Annotated in this window: 12 protein-coding genes; 4 read left to right on the top strand and 8 right to left on the bottom strand. The window is 43.7% G+C overall.

Annotation, left to right across the window (positions count from 1 at the left end):
* Positions 1 to 72: 72 nt before the first annotated feature.
* The 7 genes from W7W_RS0103180 to W7W_RS0103150 all read right to left on the bottom strand — a co-directional run bounded on the left by W7W_RS0103180 (position 73) and on the right by W7W_RS0103150 (position 9176).
* On the bottom strand, positions 73 to 1560 hold the full coding sequence (locus tag W7W_RS0103180; protein WP_010662403.1) for a WG repeat-containing protein: 1488 nt from the start codon (positions 1558 to 1560) through the stop codon (positions 73 to 75).
* A gap of 50 nt (positions 1561 to 1610) precedes the next feature.
* Positions 1611 to 2537 (bottom strand): porin family protein, encoded by a 927-nt coding sequence (locus W7W_RS0103175; RefSeq protein ID WP_010662402.1) that lies wholly within the window; start codon positions 2535 to 2537, stop codon positions 1611 to 1613.
* A 407-nt stretch (positions 2538 to 2944) separates the two neighbouring features.
* On the bottom strand, positions 2945 to 4411 hold the full coding sequence (locus W7W_RS0103170) for an oligosaccharide flippase family protein (protein ID WP_010662401.1): 1467 nt from the start codon (positions 4409 to 4411) through the stop codon (positions 2945 to 2947).
* A gap of 9 nt (positions 4412 to 4420) precedes the next feature.
* Positions 4421 to 5326: a glycosyltransferase gene (locus W7W_RS0103165; RefSeq protein WP_029510279.1), complete on the bottom strand. Its 906-nt coding sequence runs from the start codon at positions 5324 to 5326 to the stop codon at positions 4421 to 4423.
* Positions 5323 to 6471: a polysaccharide pyruvyl transferase family protein gene (locus W7W_RS0103160; protein WP_010662399.1), complete on the bottom strand. Its 1149-nt coding sequence runs from the start codon at positions 6469 to 6471 to the stop codon at positions 5323 to 5325. The genes W7W_RS0103165 and W7W_RS0103160 overlap by 4 nt, the downstream gene beginning before the upstream one ends.
* 101 nt (positions 6472 to 6572) lie before the next feature.
* Positions 6573 to 7670 carry a nitroreductase family protein gene (locus W7W_RS21600; RefSeq protein WP_010662398.1) on the bottom strand — a complete coding sequence of 366 codons (1098 nt, stop codon included), beginning with the start codon at positions 7668 to 7670 and terminating at the stop codon, positions 6573 to 6575.
* Positions 7671 to 7778: 108 nt separating this feature from the next.
* Positions 7779 to 9176: a polysaccharide deacetylase family protein gene (locus W7W_RS0103150; RefSeq protein WP_010662397.1), complete on the bottom strand. Its 1398-nt coding sequence runs from the start codon at positions 9174 to 9176 to the stop codon at positions 7779 to 7781.
* A 458-nt stretch (positions 9177 to 9634) separates the two neighbouring features.
* Between W7W_RS0103150 and W7W_RS0103140 the strand changes: the two genes are divergently transcribed.
* The 3 genes from W7W_RS0103140 to W7W_RS0103130 all read left to right on the top strand — a co-directional run bounded on the left by W7W_RS0103140 (position 9635) and on the right by W7W_RS0103130 (position 13961).
* Complete coding sequence (locus W7W_RS0103140) at positions 9635 to 11221, top strand: aspartate:alanine exchanger family transporter (protein ID WP_010662396.1); 1587 nt, start codon at positions 9635 to 9637, stop codon at positions 11219 to 11221.
* A gap of 35 nt (positions 11222 to 11256) precedes the next feature.
* A complete protein-coding gene (pbpC, locus tag W7W_RS0103135) occupies positions 11257 to 13608 on the top strand; it encodes a penicillin-binding protein 1C (protein ID WP_010662395.1) in 2352 nt (783 codons plus the stop codon).
* A 119-nt stretch (positions 13609 to 13727) separates the two neighbouring features.
* The gene (locus tag W7W_RS0103130) at positions 13728 to 13961 is read left to right on the top strand and encodes a hypothetical protein (protein WP_010662394.1); all 234 of its coding nucleotides are present in this window, start codon (positions 13728 to 13730) and stop codon (positions 13959 to 13961) included.
* A gap of 121 nt (positions 13962 to 14082) precedes the next feature.
* Here the strand turns inward: W7W_RS0103130 and W7W_RS0103125 are convergent, their stop codons facing one another.
* Entirely contained in the window at positions 14083 to 14841 is a 759-nt protein-coding gene (locus W7W_RS0103125; RefSeq protein ID WP_010662393.1) for an NYN domain-containing protein, read from the bottom strand.
* 175 nt (positions 14842 to 15016) lie between these two features.
* Here W7W_RS0103125 and W7W_RS22740 point away from each other — a divergent pair, with 175 nt between their 5' ends.
* Positions 15017 to 17137, top strand: coding sequence for a PAS domain S-box protein (locus tag W7W_RS22740; RefSeq protein WP_010662392.1), 2121 nt, complete (start codon positions 15017 to 15019; stop codon positions 17135 to 17137).
* Positions 17138 to 17227: the final 90 nt, after the last annotated feature.

Here is a 17227-nt window from a genome sequence, read left to right as displayed (position 1 = left end):
TAAAACTATGAACGAATGAAACCTCATCGGCTCCGCACTACAGGAGTTTATAAATGTTCGATTGAGGCATTATCAATCAAAATGAAACATGACACCTACCGAAAACGGATATATTTCCGGACCTTCTCCCGATTTAAACATTGGTTCAGGATAGTAGGTGGCATACAAAGAAAAATCACCGTAACCTGCTTTTGCCATAAATCCGTAACGGAATGTGGGCAGTCCCATATCGCCACGTTTTTTCTTTTTCTCCTCTCCGTTTCCGTCATCAAAAACCAATTTGGTGTGCGTTTGCAAACGAACTCCTCCTACCACTCCTCCTGAAATATACAATGAATTGTGCCGGTTCCGGTTCGAAAACTGGAGTTCAGCCATAAGGGGCACATTCACGTGCATCATCATCAACTTACTTTTAGAAATGGATGCTTCACTTCCCACCTCAGGAAACCATTCCCGTCCGGGTTCATCCACCTCCGAAATATTGTCCAGGTTGAAGCGGTAATTATTATATTGCAGTCCAATACCTGTCGTGAGACCGAACCAATTCCCCAAAAGCCGTATGTTTTCCGAAACAGGATAGATACTTACCTCCACCGACTTGGTCTGATTTAAAGACATAAACTCATACCCTTCAGGCAATTCTTCCTGCAAATCTGCATCCAGATATCCGTTCAATGCAAGTCCAACACCTGCCAGATGTCCCTCAAAATACCTGCGACGCTTATTATTTCCAGAAACAACGACTCCTTTTCCCTGATGGCGAATATCGATGTAATCTTTTTCTATTTTAACACGATATTGCTGAGGCTCCTCCTCTTCAGCTTCGGATGCTGCAGAGTTTTCTTTCCCCGGTTTATGAGTCACACCAATCATTCGTCCCTCTCTGTCGATCACCAGATACTCGTTGTCCGAAGTTACGATGGTTGTATCCCCTTCAAAGGGCATCACTTCATCATATATGGGTGGAATAACCTCGTTTCCCTGTTCATCAATAAAGCCCATTTTTCCATCGCGTATGATTCGTGCCCTCCCATTTTCGAAAGGCTGAATATCCTGATAAACGGGTGGGGCGATGACCTGTCCTCCGGTGGAAACAAAACCGGTCATCCCGTTTCTAATCACTTTGATTCTTCCATCAAGAGGAGGCCAGACATGCTGATATTCACAAGGCACGACCATTAATCCATCCTTATCCACAAATCCAAATCTCCGGTTTTTCATCACCTTCGCCAATCCATCTTCAAAGTCCCAAATCTGATCATATTCGGCAGGTAAAATGATGCCCTTATCGAGATGATAAAGCCCGGTCTTCATATTCTGCAACACCCGTATGTAATTGTCCTTGTTTGGTGTCCAAACCTGGTCGAAACGACAAGGAACCACTATCCGGCCGTTTTTGTCCACCACCCCGATCTGTCCCTCATCCATCACCCGATAAAGACCGGGTTGCATTTCCCAGAAACGGTCGTACTTCCGTAAAACCGAATCGGCAGGTTCGCTTTGTCCCCAGGTACCAGTGACCACAAGCATCATCAGAAGAAAAATAATAATTCGTCTCATACACTCATTTTATAATGAATTCAACGTCAGCAATAGCAGAAGTGTATTTCTCAAAAATGAACCACTGTAACACCAACGGTCCACGGATATACCTCAGGACCTCTTCCCGATTCAATAAGTGGAGTCAGGTCGCATTTGGCAAACAGATTTAGCCATTTATACCCGGCCTTGGCCATCACCCCGTATTTAAATGTATTGATGTTATAATCGTCACGGCCTTTTTCCTTTTCCCGGTCTCCATTTTCAGTGTAAACAACCTTGGTGTGCGATCCAAGTCTAAAACCGCCGTAAACACCTGCCGAGATGAAGAAGTCTTTTTCACCGGAACGTGCTGGCAGCTGTAACTCCAACAATACGGGAACCGTGAGGTAACTTGTCACCAGTTTGTTTTTTTCCACATTTCGGTCTGTAACGCTAAAAGTGGTGATTCCATCATCATCCCTAACCAAAATATTCTGACTATCGAAACGATAGTTGTTTATGGTCCAGCCCAACCCGGTTACAATCCCAAAATTATTCTTTTCCTCTTGAAGTCCGATGCTATACTGCAGCAAATTCATGCCCACAGATACAGATTTCCCGGCATTCAGATCCATCCAACGTCCGTCTTCAGGCAATTCCGAGTCAAACGGGGTAGAAAAAAAATTGGTCAAACCAAGATTGAATCCGGCCCAGTGACCTTTAAAAGATTTACGTGGCTCACGAACCATCTGGATTCGTGTGTGATGCCCGGGCTTATCAATCACCTCGTAACGTCGTCTTCCGATGGTGATTTTGGTAATGGTATCACTCATTTCATCCACCTCTACATCTCCTCCGGGAAATTTCACACGGGTACGGTTAGGTTCCTCCTCGACGGATACAATTTCTTTGAATTTACCTGCCCGCTTTGTAGTATCTTGCTGTGCAGTGACGCTTCCGGGTAGAATCAATAAAAAAGCCAATGCAATGACACTGTATTGAACTATTGGTTTCATATTTTTAATTTTTAGTTTTATTAAAAGTTGTCTTCCTCCCTCTCTATTGCTTTAACTTATCCTATATATAAGACAGGTAAGATGTAAACAGGCTGAAAGCCTGAGAGCAATAGCTCAGGGCAACGCCCTGGGTTTTGAGGCATCCCTCCCCCCTCTCATTATTGGTCGCGTCGCGACCAATAATGAGAGGGGGCAATTGTTACAATTTCCCTGGGGCGTTGCCCCTGGCTATTGCTTAAAGACCTTCGGCCTTTTAAAAATACATCCGTTTAAGAAACACGAAATGATGAACATCTTTAGTTTATTGTTTGCAAACAACGATAAAAACAGGAGTCCTTCAGATCCGTTCTGTTTTTGAGACGAAGAGAAACTGTGAATTGTTACAGGAGAAAAAAATTTTAATGCTTTTAGTATCGCTGACGAATGCTGCGGTAAAGACTTTTGGCTTCTTTTATCTCATCACGACTGATGTGACCGGTTAGAAACAAGATAAATACAAACACAGCCACCACGCCGAGTTTAAGTAACATCCCGCTGAAAAACGGAAGCGCAAACAACTGCATTCCGCCCCATACCATGAGGCTCCAGATGGCAATAAGAAGAAGGTTCCGACCCGGAGAGAATTTAATCTCCTCCACTTTCCCCGCTTCACTGAAAAACCATATCAGTGCAAAAAGCTGGGCCACAACTGTAGAAACGGAAGCTCCCATTTTCCCGATCCAGGGCACCAGAACGAAATTGCCTGCCACATTAATCACTGCACTTAAAATTAAGATCAGGGATATTTTACGAGTGCGCTTATGTTTATTCAGGGGCAGTGTAAAAAGCTGCCGGAGTCCGGAGAAGATCATCCCCAACATTAATACCGGAACTATAATTACGGAAGTCTGAAAAAAGGCACTTCCCATGGATACAACGTAAATAATTTCAGGAGAAAACAATACAACACCCAGGCCTCCGACCGTTATGAGCACAGTAAAATAACGGACGATTCGCTGGTAAAAAAAGCTGCTATTTTCATTGTGCAGGGTTTTAAAATAGTAATTGGTAAACCCCGTAATGATGGATGCCACTACCACCACCTGAATAAGATTGGAGATTTTAAACGCCATGCTGTATCCAGCCACTTCACTTAAATTTTGATACTGATTGATGATGTGCCGGTCACTCAGCGTAAGAACGGTGGTAAGAATATTGCTGATGGCCAGTGGCAAACCGTATTGTAAAAGATTTCTGAGCACATCGGACCGGAACTTAAAGGAAAAATTTCGCCAAATAAGGGGCGTCATCGGCAAAAAAGTGAAAAAGTGAGCCACCATCTGCCCAAGGTAAATGCCTTTGAGTCCCATGTCGAAAAACTCCAGGAATACGAAAGAGAACAAAAGCACCAACACCACATTCATAGAAAACCAGCCGGTCTGTTGGGCTGCTTTCTGCTGAATACGCAACATAAAAAATGGAATATCGAAAAGTAACCTGAAGAGGGTTCCCAGCGAGAAGTAAAGGATAATATCGTTGGAGATATCGGTTTTAAAAATCGCTGAACTAAAAAAGAAGAGAGTCCCTCCAATTACTAAAACCGCCAGAAGGCTGCTGATTAAATTAAAAGAATATGCCGTAAAAAACAGCTGTTTCTGTTCCGTTCGTGATTTAAATTCATAATACCAGCGTGAAAAACCTGCCCGGATACCCCACCCTGAAAGTATCATGATAAATTGTGCAATGGTTTCAAAAAGCGAAACAACCCCAAACTCTTCTTCCGAGATGTATTTCAGATAAAGCGGAATCAGCAACACCCCGCTCAGTTTGGAGAGGATATTGCCAACACTGTAAATGGCCGACTGACGAAAAACAAAACGGGTTTGATGCTGCATAGTTCAAAATTAGCGAAGTCGCTGCAAATAACGGGCTATTTTAATTCTATTTACCAGTTGTCGATACAACGAAGGTCGGTAAAATTCACGAAACGCCTTGCTGATATAGCTGTTTTCATAAGCAGGATGCGGATTCAGTGGTCCGTCAGACAGTTGAACACGATATTTCCCGGAACTCTTCATGTGTGTTCCTGTTCCATCTGTCCCCAGATTCTTTATCAAAGATTTTACCGGATAGATATTGGTTTTCCCTTCCCTGAAACAAGCCTGGTTGAACCTTACAGCCCAGGAACCAATTTTTCCGGTTTGCTGCTTAAGCAACATCACCGGCAGGTCCTTCCCCTGAAGCGATAATTGTTTTACCGAGTTTTTATTGCTGATAAAACCATCAAAGTCTTTCACATCCCAGTCCACCCGATTCCATCGATTACGCCAGGTTCCCCAGCCCCACGAATTGATACGCGGAAAACGAAACGCTTCGGCCGGATAATCATCAGGAACGGAAACAGGCGGACAATAACCGGACACAGAAAAAACATCCGGATCATCAGCATACGAAGAAAGCCCACGGTTGATGAAATCAAGAAAAAATGGTGCTGCTTCCAAATCGTCTTCCAAAACGATACAGGCATCATTTTGTTCCAAAACAGCACTTACCCCGGCAATAACAGAGGCAGCCAGTCCTCTGTTGACTTCATTTTTAACAACCCGCACACTTTTAAAGCCCTCAACATTTTCAATAATCTTCCGAACCTCATCAACGGAAGCACTGTTACCCTCACCTGCAGGCCCGTCGGAAAAAAACCATACCTCAGTCTCTACCGCACCTGCATTTTTCTGCAAAGCCGCAATGGTCCGTTTTAAATGATCGGGACGGTTGTAACAAAATAGAGCAACAGGATAATGCATACTCATGATTTAAGAACAATTTGGTTCCAGAAACTGTCGCGTCGGATCTGGTCCAAACAGTCAGTTATTTTTTCCGAAAGAATTTCTTTTTCAGCAATCAGCCCTGACGCAAATTTATTCACATCAATGTCTTCAATCTCATGATGCTGCAAATCCATCAAATGGTGCCTGAGGTCGAAAAGCTGAACCAGGTGGCGGTATTTTCCTGCCCACCCGATAATCAACAATGGCTTGTGGCAGATGAGTGCATGAACGGCTCCATGATAACGTGCCGACACCACCATCCTGGCTTTGGAAATAATTTCAACTAAAGCTTCCACTGAATAGTCTGAATTATCCACAATCAATGAGTTGTGAGACACAGAAGCACTTATTCTTCTACACAATTCTTCATCGTCACGGCTGTGCCTCACAATTCTGACAACCATCGATTTTTCGAGAAAGCAATGAATCAACTCAGTAAACAGTCCAACGACTTTATCCGGTTCGGCAAAATTGAAAAGTTGTCTGTTGGGTATTACAATCACCTCCCGGCCTGCCTGAATTCCGGACTTCGGTTCTCTGTGCAGCACAATATCGGAAGAGAGCAGTACAGGATTCTTTCGGACAGACTGAAGGGCTTCCATACTTTCCGGCTCACGTGCAAATGCAAGAGTGGGATAATTGAGAAGATCCTGTCCCCACCATCTGAAAAGGAGTTTTTTTATTCCCCTGAAATTGAACGGTCCGAAACTCTGTGGAAGCAGCCACACCGGCACCCTGCTTTTCCGGGCAAGGTGAAACGGAAGCAAATAGGCCACACTCCACAACAATGGCTGATTATGTGAACTCAGGCCGTATCCACTAATATCAAACAATGCATCAGCTTTCCTAAACAGTCGTTTTATAGTATTTTCATCATCACTGATGGTTTTGCGACCAAAAAATATCTTTAGAAAAGGAAAAGAAATGCGGAAAAGAGTACGGACATGCATATTCACAATTCTGAAATCATAGTTCTCTTTTTCCACACCGGTTTTGACCGGAAACAAATCCACCAACACCGGATCATAATCGGAAAAGTGTTTCCGGATTCCATCCACGGTGGCGATCAACATGGATTCAGCACCCTTGTTGATGAAATTTCCTCCTATGATTAAAATTGTCTTCATTCTTATAAAACATTGATTGAAGGGCCTAATGGAATTCTCATGAAAGACTTTTACACCTGATGATTTGAGAAAATTCCCGGCAAGCTCAATCTATAAATAAATTATTCTTTCGGTTGATGAAATTCCAACAGTTCAGGGACTCCTTTCCTCACAGAACAGGCTACAAGGCCGGTCCCGGCTGCCTGCCCCATAGCTATCAGCATCACCGGCCGTTCGAACTTCTCCAGGGCAACAATCTTTCGCAAGGCTTTCTCCGGCGTCTTATTGTCAGGCCAGTTGATCGGACAGGAAGAAACACCCATACTTTCCAATGCCAGCATAAAATTCATAGAGGCCAGACTTCCGTCAATGTACATCAAATGACGGTCGCCCGGTGAGGGAGAGACGCTGGTGCTTCCCACAACTACTGCCAGTGAAGGGATACCTTCCGCAAATGAACGGGCACCTCCGGCCAATTTGCTTACTGCCACCACACTTTCCCTATCTTCCAATACGATAAACCGAAATGGCTGGCGATTACAAGAACTGGGGGCTGTGGCAGCCATACGTACGCCTTGTTGAATCTGATCCCGCGACGGGTTACTCCCCGGAACAAAGCTGCGTACAGATTTCCGGATATTCAAAAGCTTCTGAAAATGGGTAAAAGCATCCGCGTCGGGGGGTAACTTCACAAAAGGCAACTTACTTTGCCCGGGCAGACTCTTCGTATAAACAACACTACTGAAATACTGACAAGCATCGTGAATCACAGGAGATTCTCCCACTATCTTAAAGTATTCATTAAGGATGTCGAATGCCCAATCGTTCAGATCCGATGGTCCGGCTTCAGCCACAGAGGCTGAGAATTGCTGAACCGTTTGTCCAATAAAATCGAGTCCGAAAACAGGTTTCCGTTCTTCAGCCATCAGTCCCTTCTCCAAGCGGTGAACATTACGGCGCAACAAAGATTCATTAAAAACAGGTCCACGACTACGCTTCAAATAAAAATAACGCCCGTGAATATACTGACGCATCTCTGCACTAAAAGTAGAGGAAAAAAAGGCAAAATAAAAACGACGCAATAAGCCGGATTTTTTTAGTATTGGCAATACAACCAACAACTCGGCAACCTCCCTTAAATCCATCCATTTCAAATAGGCCTTTCTGGCATGCCCCAAAAGGCCTGCTTTTTGAAGAATATTCTGAAGCTGTTTTCCCATTTTCTGTTTATTCAAAAATCTCCCACAAAGATAAAAGTATTTAGTGGTTAGCGGACAATCCGTAGTACATCTCCTAAAATCCGGCTGATGTATCAAATCTCAGAAAAGTCATTTTCTGTTCAGATCCATCTTTTCCTCAATCAGGTTATAGCCTGTAACAGTTTCTGCCCCTTCTTTTATTATCGCTTCAAGTAAATTTTCGTAAAAAACTGTAACCCCATCATATTCATACTCACTCAGCCTGCAATTGTGCCACAGCAAAGTAAAAAGCCCGCCAAACTTCTGAGCTTCCCTTATGTAATGAAAAACAGATTTTCGGATCTCTTCAAAACCCTCCCGTCTGTATTGCAGCACAGAAACCTCCATCATCACCAGCGGAATCTCCAGAATATCCATCATCCGGTCGTTCTCAAAATCATACGGGAAAAAAGGAAAACAATAGCCATTGCGATAGCCGTCCTGTTCTGCAAAAGCCAGAGATGTGTCATATCTAAGCCCTGTATCCTCCTGGATTTGAAACGTTGAAGGATGAAAAAAACGCAGGTAGTGCTGACGAATGCCCACCGGAGCTTCTCCCAGAACTTTAGTGAGCTCATTCTTCTGTTTCAGCATATTAACTGCATCAGCTGCCGAGCGCATTGTGCCATGAAGTCCTACTTCAAATCCATCTGATTTAAGCCTATTAATCAGCGTATTTATCTTTTTGAAATGAAATTTATACAATGAATTATCAAACCGATCTTCCTGCTTCAGGAAAAAGAAAGTTGAGCGAATGCCCAGTCTTTTCTCCAATGCAGTAATCCAGTCAAAATTCCACCATGGGTCCTCTTTCCTGAAAGGATTGATTTGAAATAAAGCCCCTTTAAGCATCAACTTAAAAGTGACCTTACGACTGTTTTGCAAAGGGGCCAGGCCCAGCAACTGCTTTAACTTAAATAAAATACGAAACGGATGATGAAAAGAAATACGATCCACATCATGTGAAAGCAAAAATCCGAAATTTTCGAACAACCGTTCGCGATAAAAAGAGCGATTCTGCTGTTGTGCAAACACCTCAAGTCCCTGAACCATTATTTCCATATAGTAGTTCACCACCGGCAAATGAACACAGTTCATTTTTTTTTGCAAAGAATACGCAAATGGAAAACGACCATAACGGTCACGCTGAGAAACTTCCACCTCCTGTAATCCCGATAGTAAATAAAAAACTGAGGACAAAAAATCAAACCCGAAAATCAGATTCCCCCTCTCATCAATGCGATAAAGTTCCGATTCAGATGTGTTAAGTGGAAAAAGAACCGGTATCTCCTCTCCCATAAAAGAAACAAAATGCGGGGCAGGCGATTTGGCTTCAGACAGCAAAAAAACAACTTTATTTTTAATTGATCCAATGTCGCTGTCACATTCATTCAAAACGATATAAGACCCCTCTTTTAAAGCATTGGTTGAAACATGTTGTTTTAAATGAAACAATACATACTCTATTTTATTGGTAGAAAGCAACATAAAATCTCTGTTAACCGATCAATAATAACTACCTTACCCATAAGACAGGTAAGGTCTAAAAAGGCTGAAAGTCTGAGAGCAATAGCCCAGGGTTTGGAGGTATCCCCTATACCCCTCTCATTATTGGTCGCGTTGCGACCAATAATGAGAGGGAGGATTGATTTATTACAATTTTCCTGGGACGTTGCCCCAGACAATTGCTTAAAGACCTTCGGCCTTTTGTAAAACACAACAACTTTACAAAAGAAAAATAACTTACTTTTTGGAAGACTAAATTACACACAGCCACGCTATAAAACAAAGGTATGATTATATAAAAGTTATTGGTCATCTAACCAGAATATTTAATCAAAACTGCTTCACCACGCTACCAATGACCGATTAATAAAAATTAACGTCAGGATTTTAAGGGGCCTAAGGAATTAGCGTAACTTTGCAGTCAACCAAAACTTAAGCCAATGGAAATTTTCACAACGCAGTACTTCGGTCTCTTTGTCATCATCTGCCTGGGCTTCATCCTTGGAAGCATCAAATTTAAAGGCATCTCCCTCGACATATCCGCCATTATTTTTGTGGCATTAATTTTCGGACATTTCGGAATGACCATGCCACCTATTATTGGAAAACTCGGACTTATCCTTTTTATCTACACCATCGGAATGCAGGCCGGGCCCGGTTTTTTTGAGTCGTTCAAACAACAGGGACGCAATCTGGCCATCATTGCCACCATCATAGTAGCCTCTGCTTCGGCCATCGCTTTTGCTGCATTTTGGTGGACCGGAATTGAAATGCCCGTGGCCATCGGCTTGTTGACAGGAGCTCTTACCAGCACCCCGGGACTTGCAGCGGCCATTGACGCCACCGGATCACCACTGGTCTCCATCGGTTACGGTATCGCTTATCCCTTTGGTGTCATCGGAGTCATTCTGTTTGTCAGACTTTATCCCAAATTTGTGAAGGCAGACATCAAAAAAGCCGAAAAGGAGTATGAAAAACTGAGCGAATCAGGATTTCCGGACATAAAAAGCAAGACATTCAAAGTGGAGAATGAAAATGTCGAGGGCAAGTCCATTTCGGAACTTCGAATTCGCTCCATGACCAAAGCTGTAATCTCCAGAATCATGCACAACGGCGAGGCAGTAGTCCCCTCTCCGGACACCATCCTGCACAAGGGAGATCTTGTAAAAGCAGTAGGCACCGAAGATTCATTAAACAAAATCAACCTGCTGATTGGTAACGAAACAAAGGAGCAAATACCCCTGCATAAATCCTATGAGGTACAATCCATCCTTGTAACCAATAAAGAAGCCGTCAACCAAATGCTGGGAACCTTCAACCTTTGGAGTAACTACCAGGCAACCGTCACCCGCCTGCGACGAAGTGGAATTGACATTACCCCATCGCCATCCATGCGCCTGCACATGGGTGATAAGCTAACGGTTGCCAGCAGCCGTGAGAACATGAAACAGGTGGTTCGGATTTTCGGAAACAACGACAAAAAACTTTCTGACACCGATTTCTTTCCCATTGCAGCGGGAATTGTGCTGGGCATAATTTTGGGCGGTCTCTCCCTCTCATTTGGAGAAAACATCTCCTTCAACCTGGGATTAACCGGCGGAATACTCGCAGTTGCGATGATATTGAGCCGCATCGGACGTACCGGCCCAATCATCTGGAGTATGTCAGGTGCTGCCACACAGCTGTTGCGACAGATTGGTCTGATGTTTTTCCTGGTGGAAGTGGGTACCAAAGCCGGTTCCCAACTGGTGGAAACCTACAATCAATATGGCTCACAGTTGTTTGTCATTGGAGGAGTTATCACCATACTCCCTATGTTGCTTGCTGTTATATCTGCTCATTTCATGAAAAAGATGAACATACTGACCATGCTGGGAGCCATCACCGGTTCCATGACCAGCACACCCGGACTTGCAGCCGTTGACCCCATGACCGACACCAATGCGCCGGCCATTGCCTATGCCACCGTTTATCCGGTCGCCATGGTGCTGCTGATTATCTTTACGCAGCTACTTGCTGTCTTTTAAAAAGACAATATTGCGGATTAGTGCATAAAATAAGGATGAAACAAAACATAAAAAAAATAATTACCGGAAAACCCTTTCGCCGATGGATGGGGATTCCGATAATTTTTTTTCTTTTTTTATGCATTTCGCCCCCACAATTCCATAAACCATTATCCACTGTTATTTTTGCCAATAACGGATCCCTGCTCGGCGCCCACATTGCAGAAGATGGCCAATGGCGATTTCCTGCTCCCGATCATTTACCGGAAAAATACAAAACCGCTCTGCTTGCTTTCGAAGATGAATACTTCTATTATCATCCGGGAATCAACCCATGGTCACTTTTCAGGGCCACTTTTCAAAACATAAAACATAACAGAATAATTAGTGGCGGCAGTACGCTTACCATGCAGGTGGCCCGCATGTCGGCCGATGCTCCCAGAACCATCGGCAATAAATTGCTGGAAATGGTAAAGGCTTTACGACTGGAGCTGGGCCACAGCAAAGAAGAGATCCTGCTTATCTATGCCGCCAATGCGCCTTTCGGTGGGAATATTGTTGGTTTCGAAACGGCATCATGGCACTATTTCGAACGTCCACCTCAGCACCTCACCTGGGCCGAAGCTGCACTTCTGGCGGTTCTTCCAAATGCACCAGGATTGCTGCGCCCCGGACACAACAGCAACACCCTTAAAGAAAAACGCGACCGTCTTTTAAAAAAACTTCTCAAAAATGGTCACATCACCACTTCCGAATTTAACCTATCGCTTCATGAACCACTCCCTCCGGGCACACGATCACTGCCATCACTGGCCCCACATCTGGTCGATTATTACCTGAACACCCGAAAGGGAGAAATGATTTACACCACCCTGAACGCAAATTTGCAAAAACAAGCCAACGATGCGCTCCAACGTCATTCCGACCGCATGGCTTCCAACCTCATCCGCCATGCCGGAGCCATCATCGCAGATGTAGAAACCGGCCATGTGTTGGCCTATGTCGGCAACAGCGCACCTCGTAAAGACAAAACAGGCCATGCGGTTGATGTGATTAGAGCACAAAGAAGTTCCGGCAGCATACTTAAACCTTTACTTTATACTGATGCCCTTCAGGAAGGAACCATGCTCCCTCAAAGCCTGCTGCCTGATGTCCCCACCCAGTATCAAGGTTATAAACCATCAAACTTTCATCGCAAATATGATGGAGCCGTTGCGGCGGATGAAGCACTTTCCCGATCGCTCAACATACCCTTTGTACGGCTCCTGCACCGACACGGAGCAGAAAAATTTCTCAAAAAATTAAACATGGCCGGGATCACCACTATGGATAAAGGGTACGAACATTACGGTCTCAGCCTCATCCTCGGTGGAGGAGAAGTAACTCTTTGGGAATTGGCAGGAACTTATGCCTCTATGGGACGCACATTAAAGCACTATGGTGAGGACAACAGCAGCTACGGAAGCAACAACTTCCACCCGCTGCTGTTGGAACATTCAGATTCAGCCCCAACACAAACCACAGACCACCCAACTGTTTTTTCGGCAGGAGCCATCTGGTGGACGCTCGAAGCCATGAAGAGCGTGATACGCCCTCCGGAAGAGACAGGATGGGAACATTTTACCTCCGGACAGAATATTGCATGGAAAACCGGGACAAGTTATGGTTTCCGTGATGCCTGGAGCATTGGTATCAGCGGCCGATACGTAGTGGGAGTATGGGTAGGCAATGCATCCGGTGAAGGACGCGCTGGTCTGCTGGGGGGACTCACCGCCGGCCCCCTGATGTTCAGGCTTTTTGATCTCCTCCCCACATCATCATGGTATGATGTTCCGCATGATGACCTAAAAGAGCAGCAGGTTTGCAAAAAATCGGGTTACAGAGCATCACCGGTATGCCCTGAAACAGAAACGTTGCTGATTCCCCAAACCATAAAATCCAACCCTGTCTGTCCATACCATCACCTGATCCATCTCACTCCAGACAGACAATTCCAAACCCGAAAATCCTGTGAACCGGAAGGTAAAATCATCTCCGAACCCTGGTTTGTCCTGCCCCCTTTAATGGCTTGGTATTACAGCCGCCAAAAACCGGACTATCGGTTTCTTCCACCGGGGAAACCCGGCTGTTTTGAATCAGAAAATACTCCGATGGATTTTATATATCCGCCTCCCGGTGCAACCATCATGCGTCCGGTGGACTTTGATGGAGAACAGGAAAAAATTGTTTTTAAGGTGGTTCATTCCAATCCGGAGACTGAAATCTTCTGGCATCTTGATCAGGACTATCTGGGCAAAACCAGAGACTCCCATGAAATGGAACTTGAGCCGGAGGAAGGACAACATCTGCTAACTCTGGTGGATGACAAGGGCAATAAAATCATCCGAAAATTCACCATTAAAGAATAAAATCTCTATTCTCGTCAAACAAATTATTACTTATTCATCCCCTTTACTAAGTTTGCGAACATTAGTTCGCTTCGCGTACTGATATCTCACATTCATTAACCATTAAAAAACCCGTCAACATGAATTTAGTTTGTCCTAACTCACCCAAATGCCCCATCTTCAATGGCATTCTGGCCGGAAAAGAATACACCGCATCTGTGTATCGAAAAAAGTATTGTGAAGGTGGCGAAGTGGCCTTTAAAACCTGCAAGCGTTATATGGCGAATGAGAAGTTTGGGAGTTGTCCCCCCAACTTGTTGCCTAATTCCAGTCTCAGCCTGGGAGAGATCGGGGTAAAATACCATCTTGGCTGACAAGGGGCTAATCAACAAAAAACTGTAGCTCACCGCATGTCACGATGAGCCACGGTTCACATTGCTATTTTCTTTCTAAAATCAATTTGATGAAGCTTTGGTCGGTAATCGACCACCTATCTTATTTCTTAGATCTTCTCTTGGGTTTCTCCTTTTTGCGGACATAAATCAGCTTCAGCTGTCCTTTGGAGTTTTCCCGTTTTTCAATTTCAAAATTACTGATGGATTTAATCAGCGGTGTCAGCTTTTGAAATCCATAATTCCGGGAGTCGAAATTGGGCTGTTTCTTCTGGATCAGGTTCCCTACATCGCCCAGAAAAGCCCACCCATCATCATCAGCAATATCATCAATGGAGCTTGCAATCAATCGAATGACCTTTGGAGTGATCTTATCCACCGAGGCTTTAGGAGGCTTCTTATCTTCTTCTGCCTCATCATCTTCATCTGCAATATTCTTCAATATCTCGATGTAAATAAACTTATCACAGGCGACTATAAAAGGATCTGGTGTTTTCTTTTCTCCAATACCGATGACCTGCATTCCGGCTTCACGCAAACGGGTGGCCAACCGCGTAAAATCACTGTCGCTGGAAACCAGACAGAACCCGTTGACCCGCTCGGAATACAAAATATCCATGGCATCGATGATCATCGCCGAATCGGTGGCATTCTTCCCGGTGGTGTATCCATATTGCTGAATGGGAGTAATGGCATTCTCCAGAAGAATATTCTTCCACCGCGACAAATTGGGTTTGGTCCAGTCGCCATAAATCCGCTTAATGGTGGGATTGCCGTACTTGGCAATCTCCTCCATCATCTCTTTTACATACCCCGAAGGAATGTTGTCTCCGTCGATGAGCACTGCTAGTTTTAGATCCATGATGACAAATTACACATATTTTTTGAAACCTAAACGAATCTGCAAAATAGCAGGAAAAAAATTTGAAACACAACCAAGTCACACAATCTCCGTATAAACAAAAACGTTATAGATAAACTTTCTCACAACGGCAGTTCGAATACAGAACAAAGAAAGAGGGGAACGCATTACAATTATGACAAAATTTTCATTGACCAATATACCGGATTCTTTTCTGAAAAAGTGGCAGGAGATCGCAGATTTAGTTGCAGGAATCATAAACATTCCGGCTGCTTTAATCATGAGAACAGAAAACGAGATGATGGAAGTATTCATTTCCAGCCAATCTGCCGAAAATCCATATAATCCAGGAGACAAAGACCATTGGCATGGATTGTATTGCGAAACGGTAATAAAAACACAAAAGAAACTTCACATTCAGAATACACTGAAAGATAAAAACTGGGATAAAAATCCGGATATTAAACTTGGAATGATTGCATACCTGGGGTTGCCTGTCAATTTCCCGGATCAGCAGCCATTCGGCACCATCTGTGTCCTTGACAATAAGGAAAGAGTTTTCAGTCATGAAGAGGAAAAACTGTTGTGTCATTTCAAAAAAGCACTGGAACTGGATCTGGCGCTTATGGAATCCCTCCCAAAAGAAGAAAGTACTGATATAATTCAAAAACTGATTAAAAGCGCAAAAAAATATCGTGCTATTAATCAGGAATACCTGGCAACCATTCAAGAGCTGAAAGAAGCCAATGAGGAACTGATAAAAACACGACGTATCTCGGAAGAGAGCGATGAAAAAATGCGCAGCATTTATCGTGTAGCTCCTACAGGGATAGGAATCGTGACCCACCGGAAAATTAAAAAGATAAATCCCTGCATCTGTGAAATGACCGGCTACAGCATGGATGAGCTGATTGATAAAGATACACGCATCCTGTATCCGACACAATCAGACTACGATTTTGTGGGAAAAGAAAAGTACAGACAGATCAGGGATAAGGGGACCGGAGGTGTAGAAACACGCTGGCTAAGGAAGGATGGTTCAATCATCAACGTGCTATTAGCTTCTACTCCCATTGACGTCAATGATTATTCCAAAGGAGTCACCTTTACCGCACTTGACATTACTCAACGCAAAAGAACAGAGAAAGCGCTTCGCACAAGTGAAGCGATAAAAAACAAAATGGTCTCCAATATCGGAGATGTGATTGTGATTATCGATAAGAACGGGGTCAATCAGTATAAAAGCCCTAATATAACCAGTCTTTTTGGATGGAATCAGGAGGAACTTGTGGGTAAGAGTTCCTGGGATCATGTTCATCCCGAAGATTTGGCAGCCGGTAAACAATTTCTTCAAAACCTCTCCAAAGAACCAAATGCAAAAGGAACAACCGAAGTCCGATTCATGCGAAAAGACGGGAAGTATGTCTGGATAGAAATTACCCTTGTAAATCTTATACACGACACTGACATCAACGGTTTTCTGGGTAACTACCACAATGTTTCGGAACGAAAAAAAGTTGAACAATTGCTAAAAGAGAAGAATGAAGAACTACAAGCTGCCAACAATGAACTGATGACAGCCAAAGAAAAAGCCGAAGAGAGCGACCGACTAAAATCTTCTTTCCTCGCAAACATGAGCCATGAAATCCGCACCCCCATGAACGGAATACTCGGATTTGTGGATATCCTGAAAGAGCCTGAACTGGCAGGGAACCAACAACAGGACTACCTTGCGCTGATTGAAAAAAGTGGAAACCGAATGCTCAATATTATCAACGACATTATTGATATTTCGAAAATAGAAGCAGGCCTCAATACTGTCAACATCAGAGAGTCAAATATCAATGAATTAATAGAATACACCTATACTTTTTTTAAACCTGAAGTTGAATCTAAAGCAATGACGCTTTCCATAAAAAAGCCACTTGCCACAAAGGAAGTAGTCATTCAAACTGATGGTGATAAAGTATATGCCATATTGACCAACTTTGTGAAAAATGCCATCAAATACAGCGACAAAGGAACCATCGAAATTGGTTATTCAAAATCAGGCGAAACATTGAAAATTTATGTCAAAGACTCAGGTATTGGAATACCAAAAGAACGACTCAATACCATCTTTGAAAGATTTTTTCAGGGATCAGACCACCACAACGTAGATCAGCAAGGCGCGGGACTGGGATTGTCGATCTCTAAAGCATATGTGGAAATGCTTGGTGGCAAAATAGGGGTAGAGAGTGAAGTTGGAAAAGGTTCTGTCTTTTATTTTACGTTGCCTTATAAGGTGAAACCCTAAATTAGATGTAACGTTTTATGCAAAAAGCATAGAAACCACCCCCCCTTAAACAATCAAAGCCACCAATCAAATTTAGCGGCTTTGTGAAAA

Origin of the sequence: Marinilabilia salmonicolor JCM 21150, from assembly GCF_000259075.1 — a bacterium.
GTDB classification, from domain to species: Bacteria; Bacteroidota; Bacteroidia; order Bacteroidales; family Marinilabiliaceae; genus Marinilabilia; species Marinilabilia salmonicolor.
Note: the sequence above shows the minus strand (reverse complement) of the source record. Positions and strands in the feature narration are given on the sequence as shown.

What these genes read in the sequence shown, in the direction of transcription:
- W7W_RS0103170 (WP_010662401.1), bottom strand. Translation starts at nt 4,411, where the DNA reads ATGCAGCATCAAACCCGTTTTGTTTTTCGTCAGTCGGCCATTTACAGT.
- W7W_RS0103130 (WP_010662394.1), top strand. Translation starts at nt 13,728, where the DNA reads ATGAATTTAGTTTGTCCTAACTCACCCAAATGCCCCATCTTCAATGGC.
- W7W_RS0103175 (WP_010662402.1), bottom strand. Translation starts at nt 2,537, where the DNA reads ATGAAACCAATAGTTCAATACAGTGTCATTGCATTGGCTTTTTTATTG.
- W7W_RS0103150 (WP_010662397.1), bottom strand. Translation starts at nt 9,176, where the DNA reads ATGTTGCTTTCTACCAATAAAATAGAGTATGTATTGTTTCATTTAAAA.
- W7W_RS22740 (WP_010662392.1), top strand. Translation starts at nt 15,017, where the DNA reads ATGACAAAATTTTCATTGACCAATATACCGGATTCTTTTCTGAAAAAG.
- W7W_RS21600 (WP_010662398.1), bottom strand. Translation starts at nt 7,670, where the DNA reads ATGGGAAAACAGCTTCAGAATATTCTTCAAAAAGCAGGCCTTTTGGGG.
- pbpC (WP_010662395.1), top strand. Translation starts at nt 11,257, where the DNA reads ATGAAACAAAACATAAAAAAAATAATTACCGGAAAACCCTTTCGCCGA.
- W7W_RS0103125 (WP_010662393.1), bottom strand. Translation starts at nt 14,841, where the DNA reads ATGGATCTAAAACTAGCAGTGCTCATCGACGGAGACAACATTCCTTCG.
- W7W_RS0103160 (WP_010662399.1), bottom strand. Translation starts at nt 6,471, where the DNA reads ATGAAGACAATTTTAATCATAGGAGGAAATTTCATCAACAAGGGTGCT.
- W7W_RS0103140 (WP_010662396.1), top strand. Translation starts at nt 9,635, where the DNA reads ATGGAAATTTTCACAACGCAGTACTTCGGTCTCTTTGTCATCATCTGC.
- W7W_RS0103180 (WP_010662403.1), bottom strand. Translation starts at nt 1,560, where the DNA reads ATGAGACGAATTATTATTTTTCTTCTGATGATGCTTGTGGTCACTGGT.
- W7W_RS0103165 (WP_029510279.1), bottom strand. Translation starts at nt 5,326, where the DNA reads ATGAGTATGCATTATCCTGTTGCTCTATTTTGTTACAACCGTCCCGAT.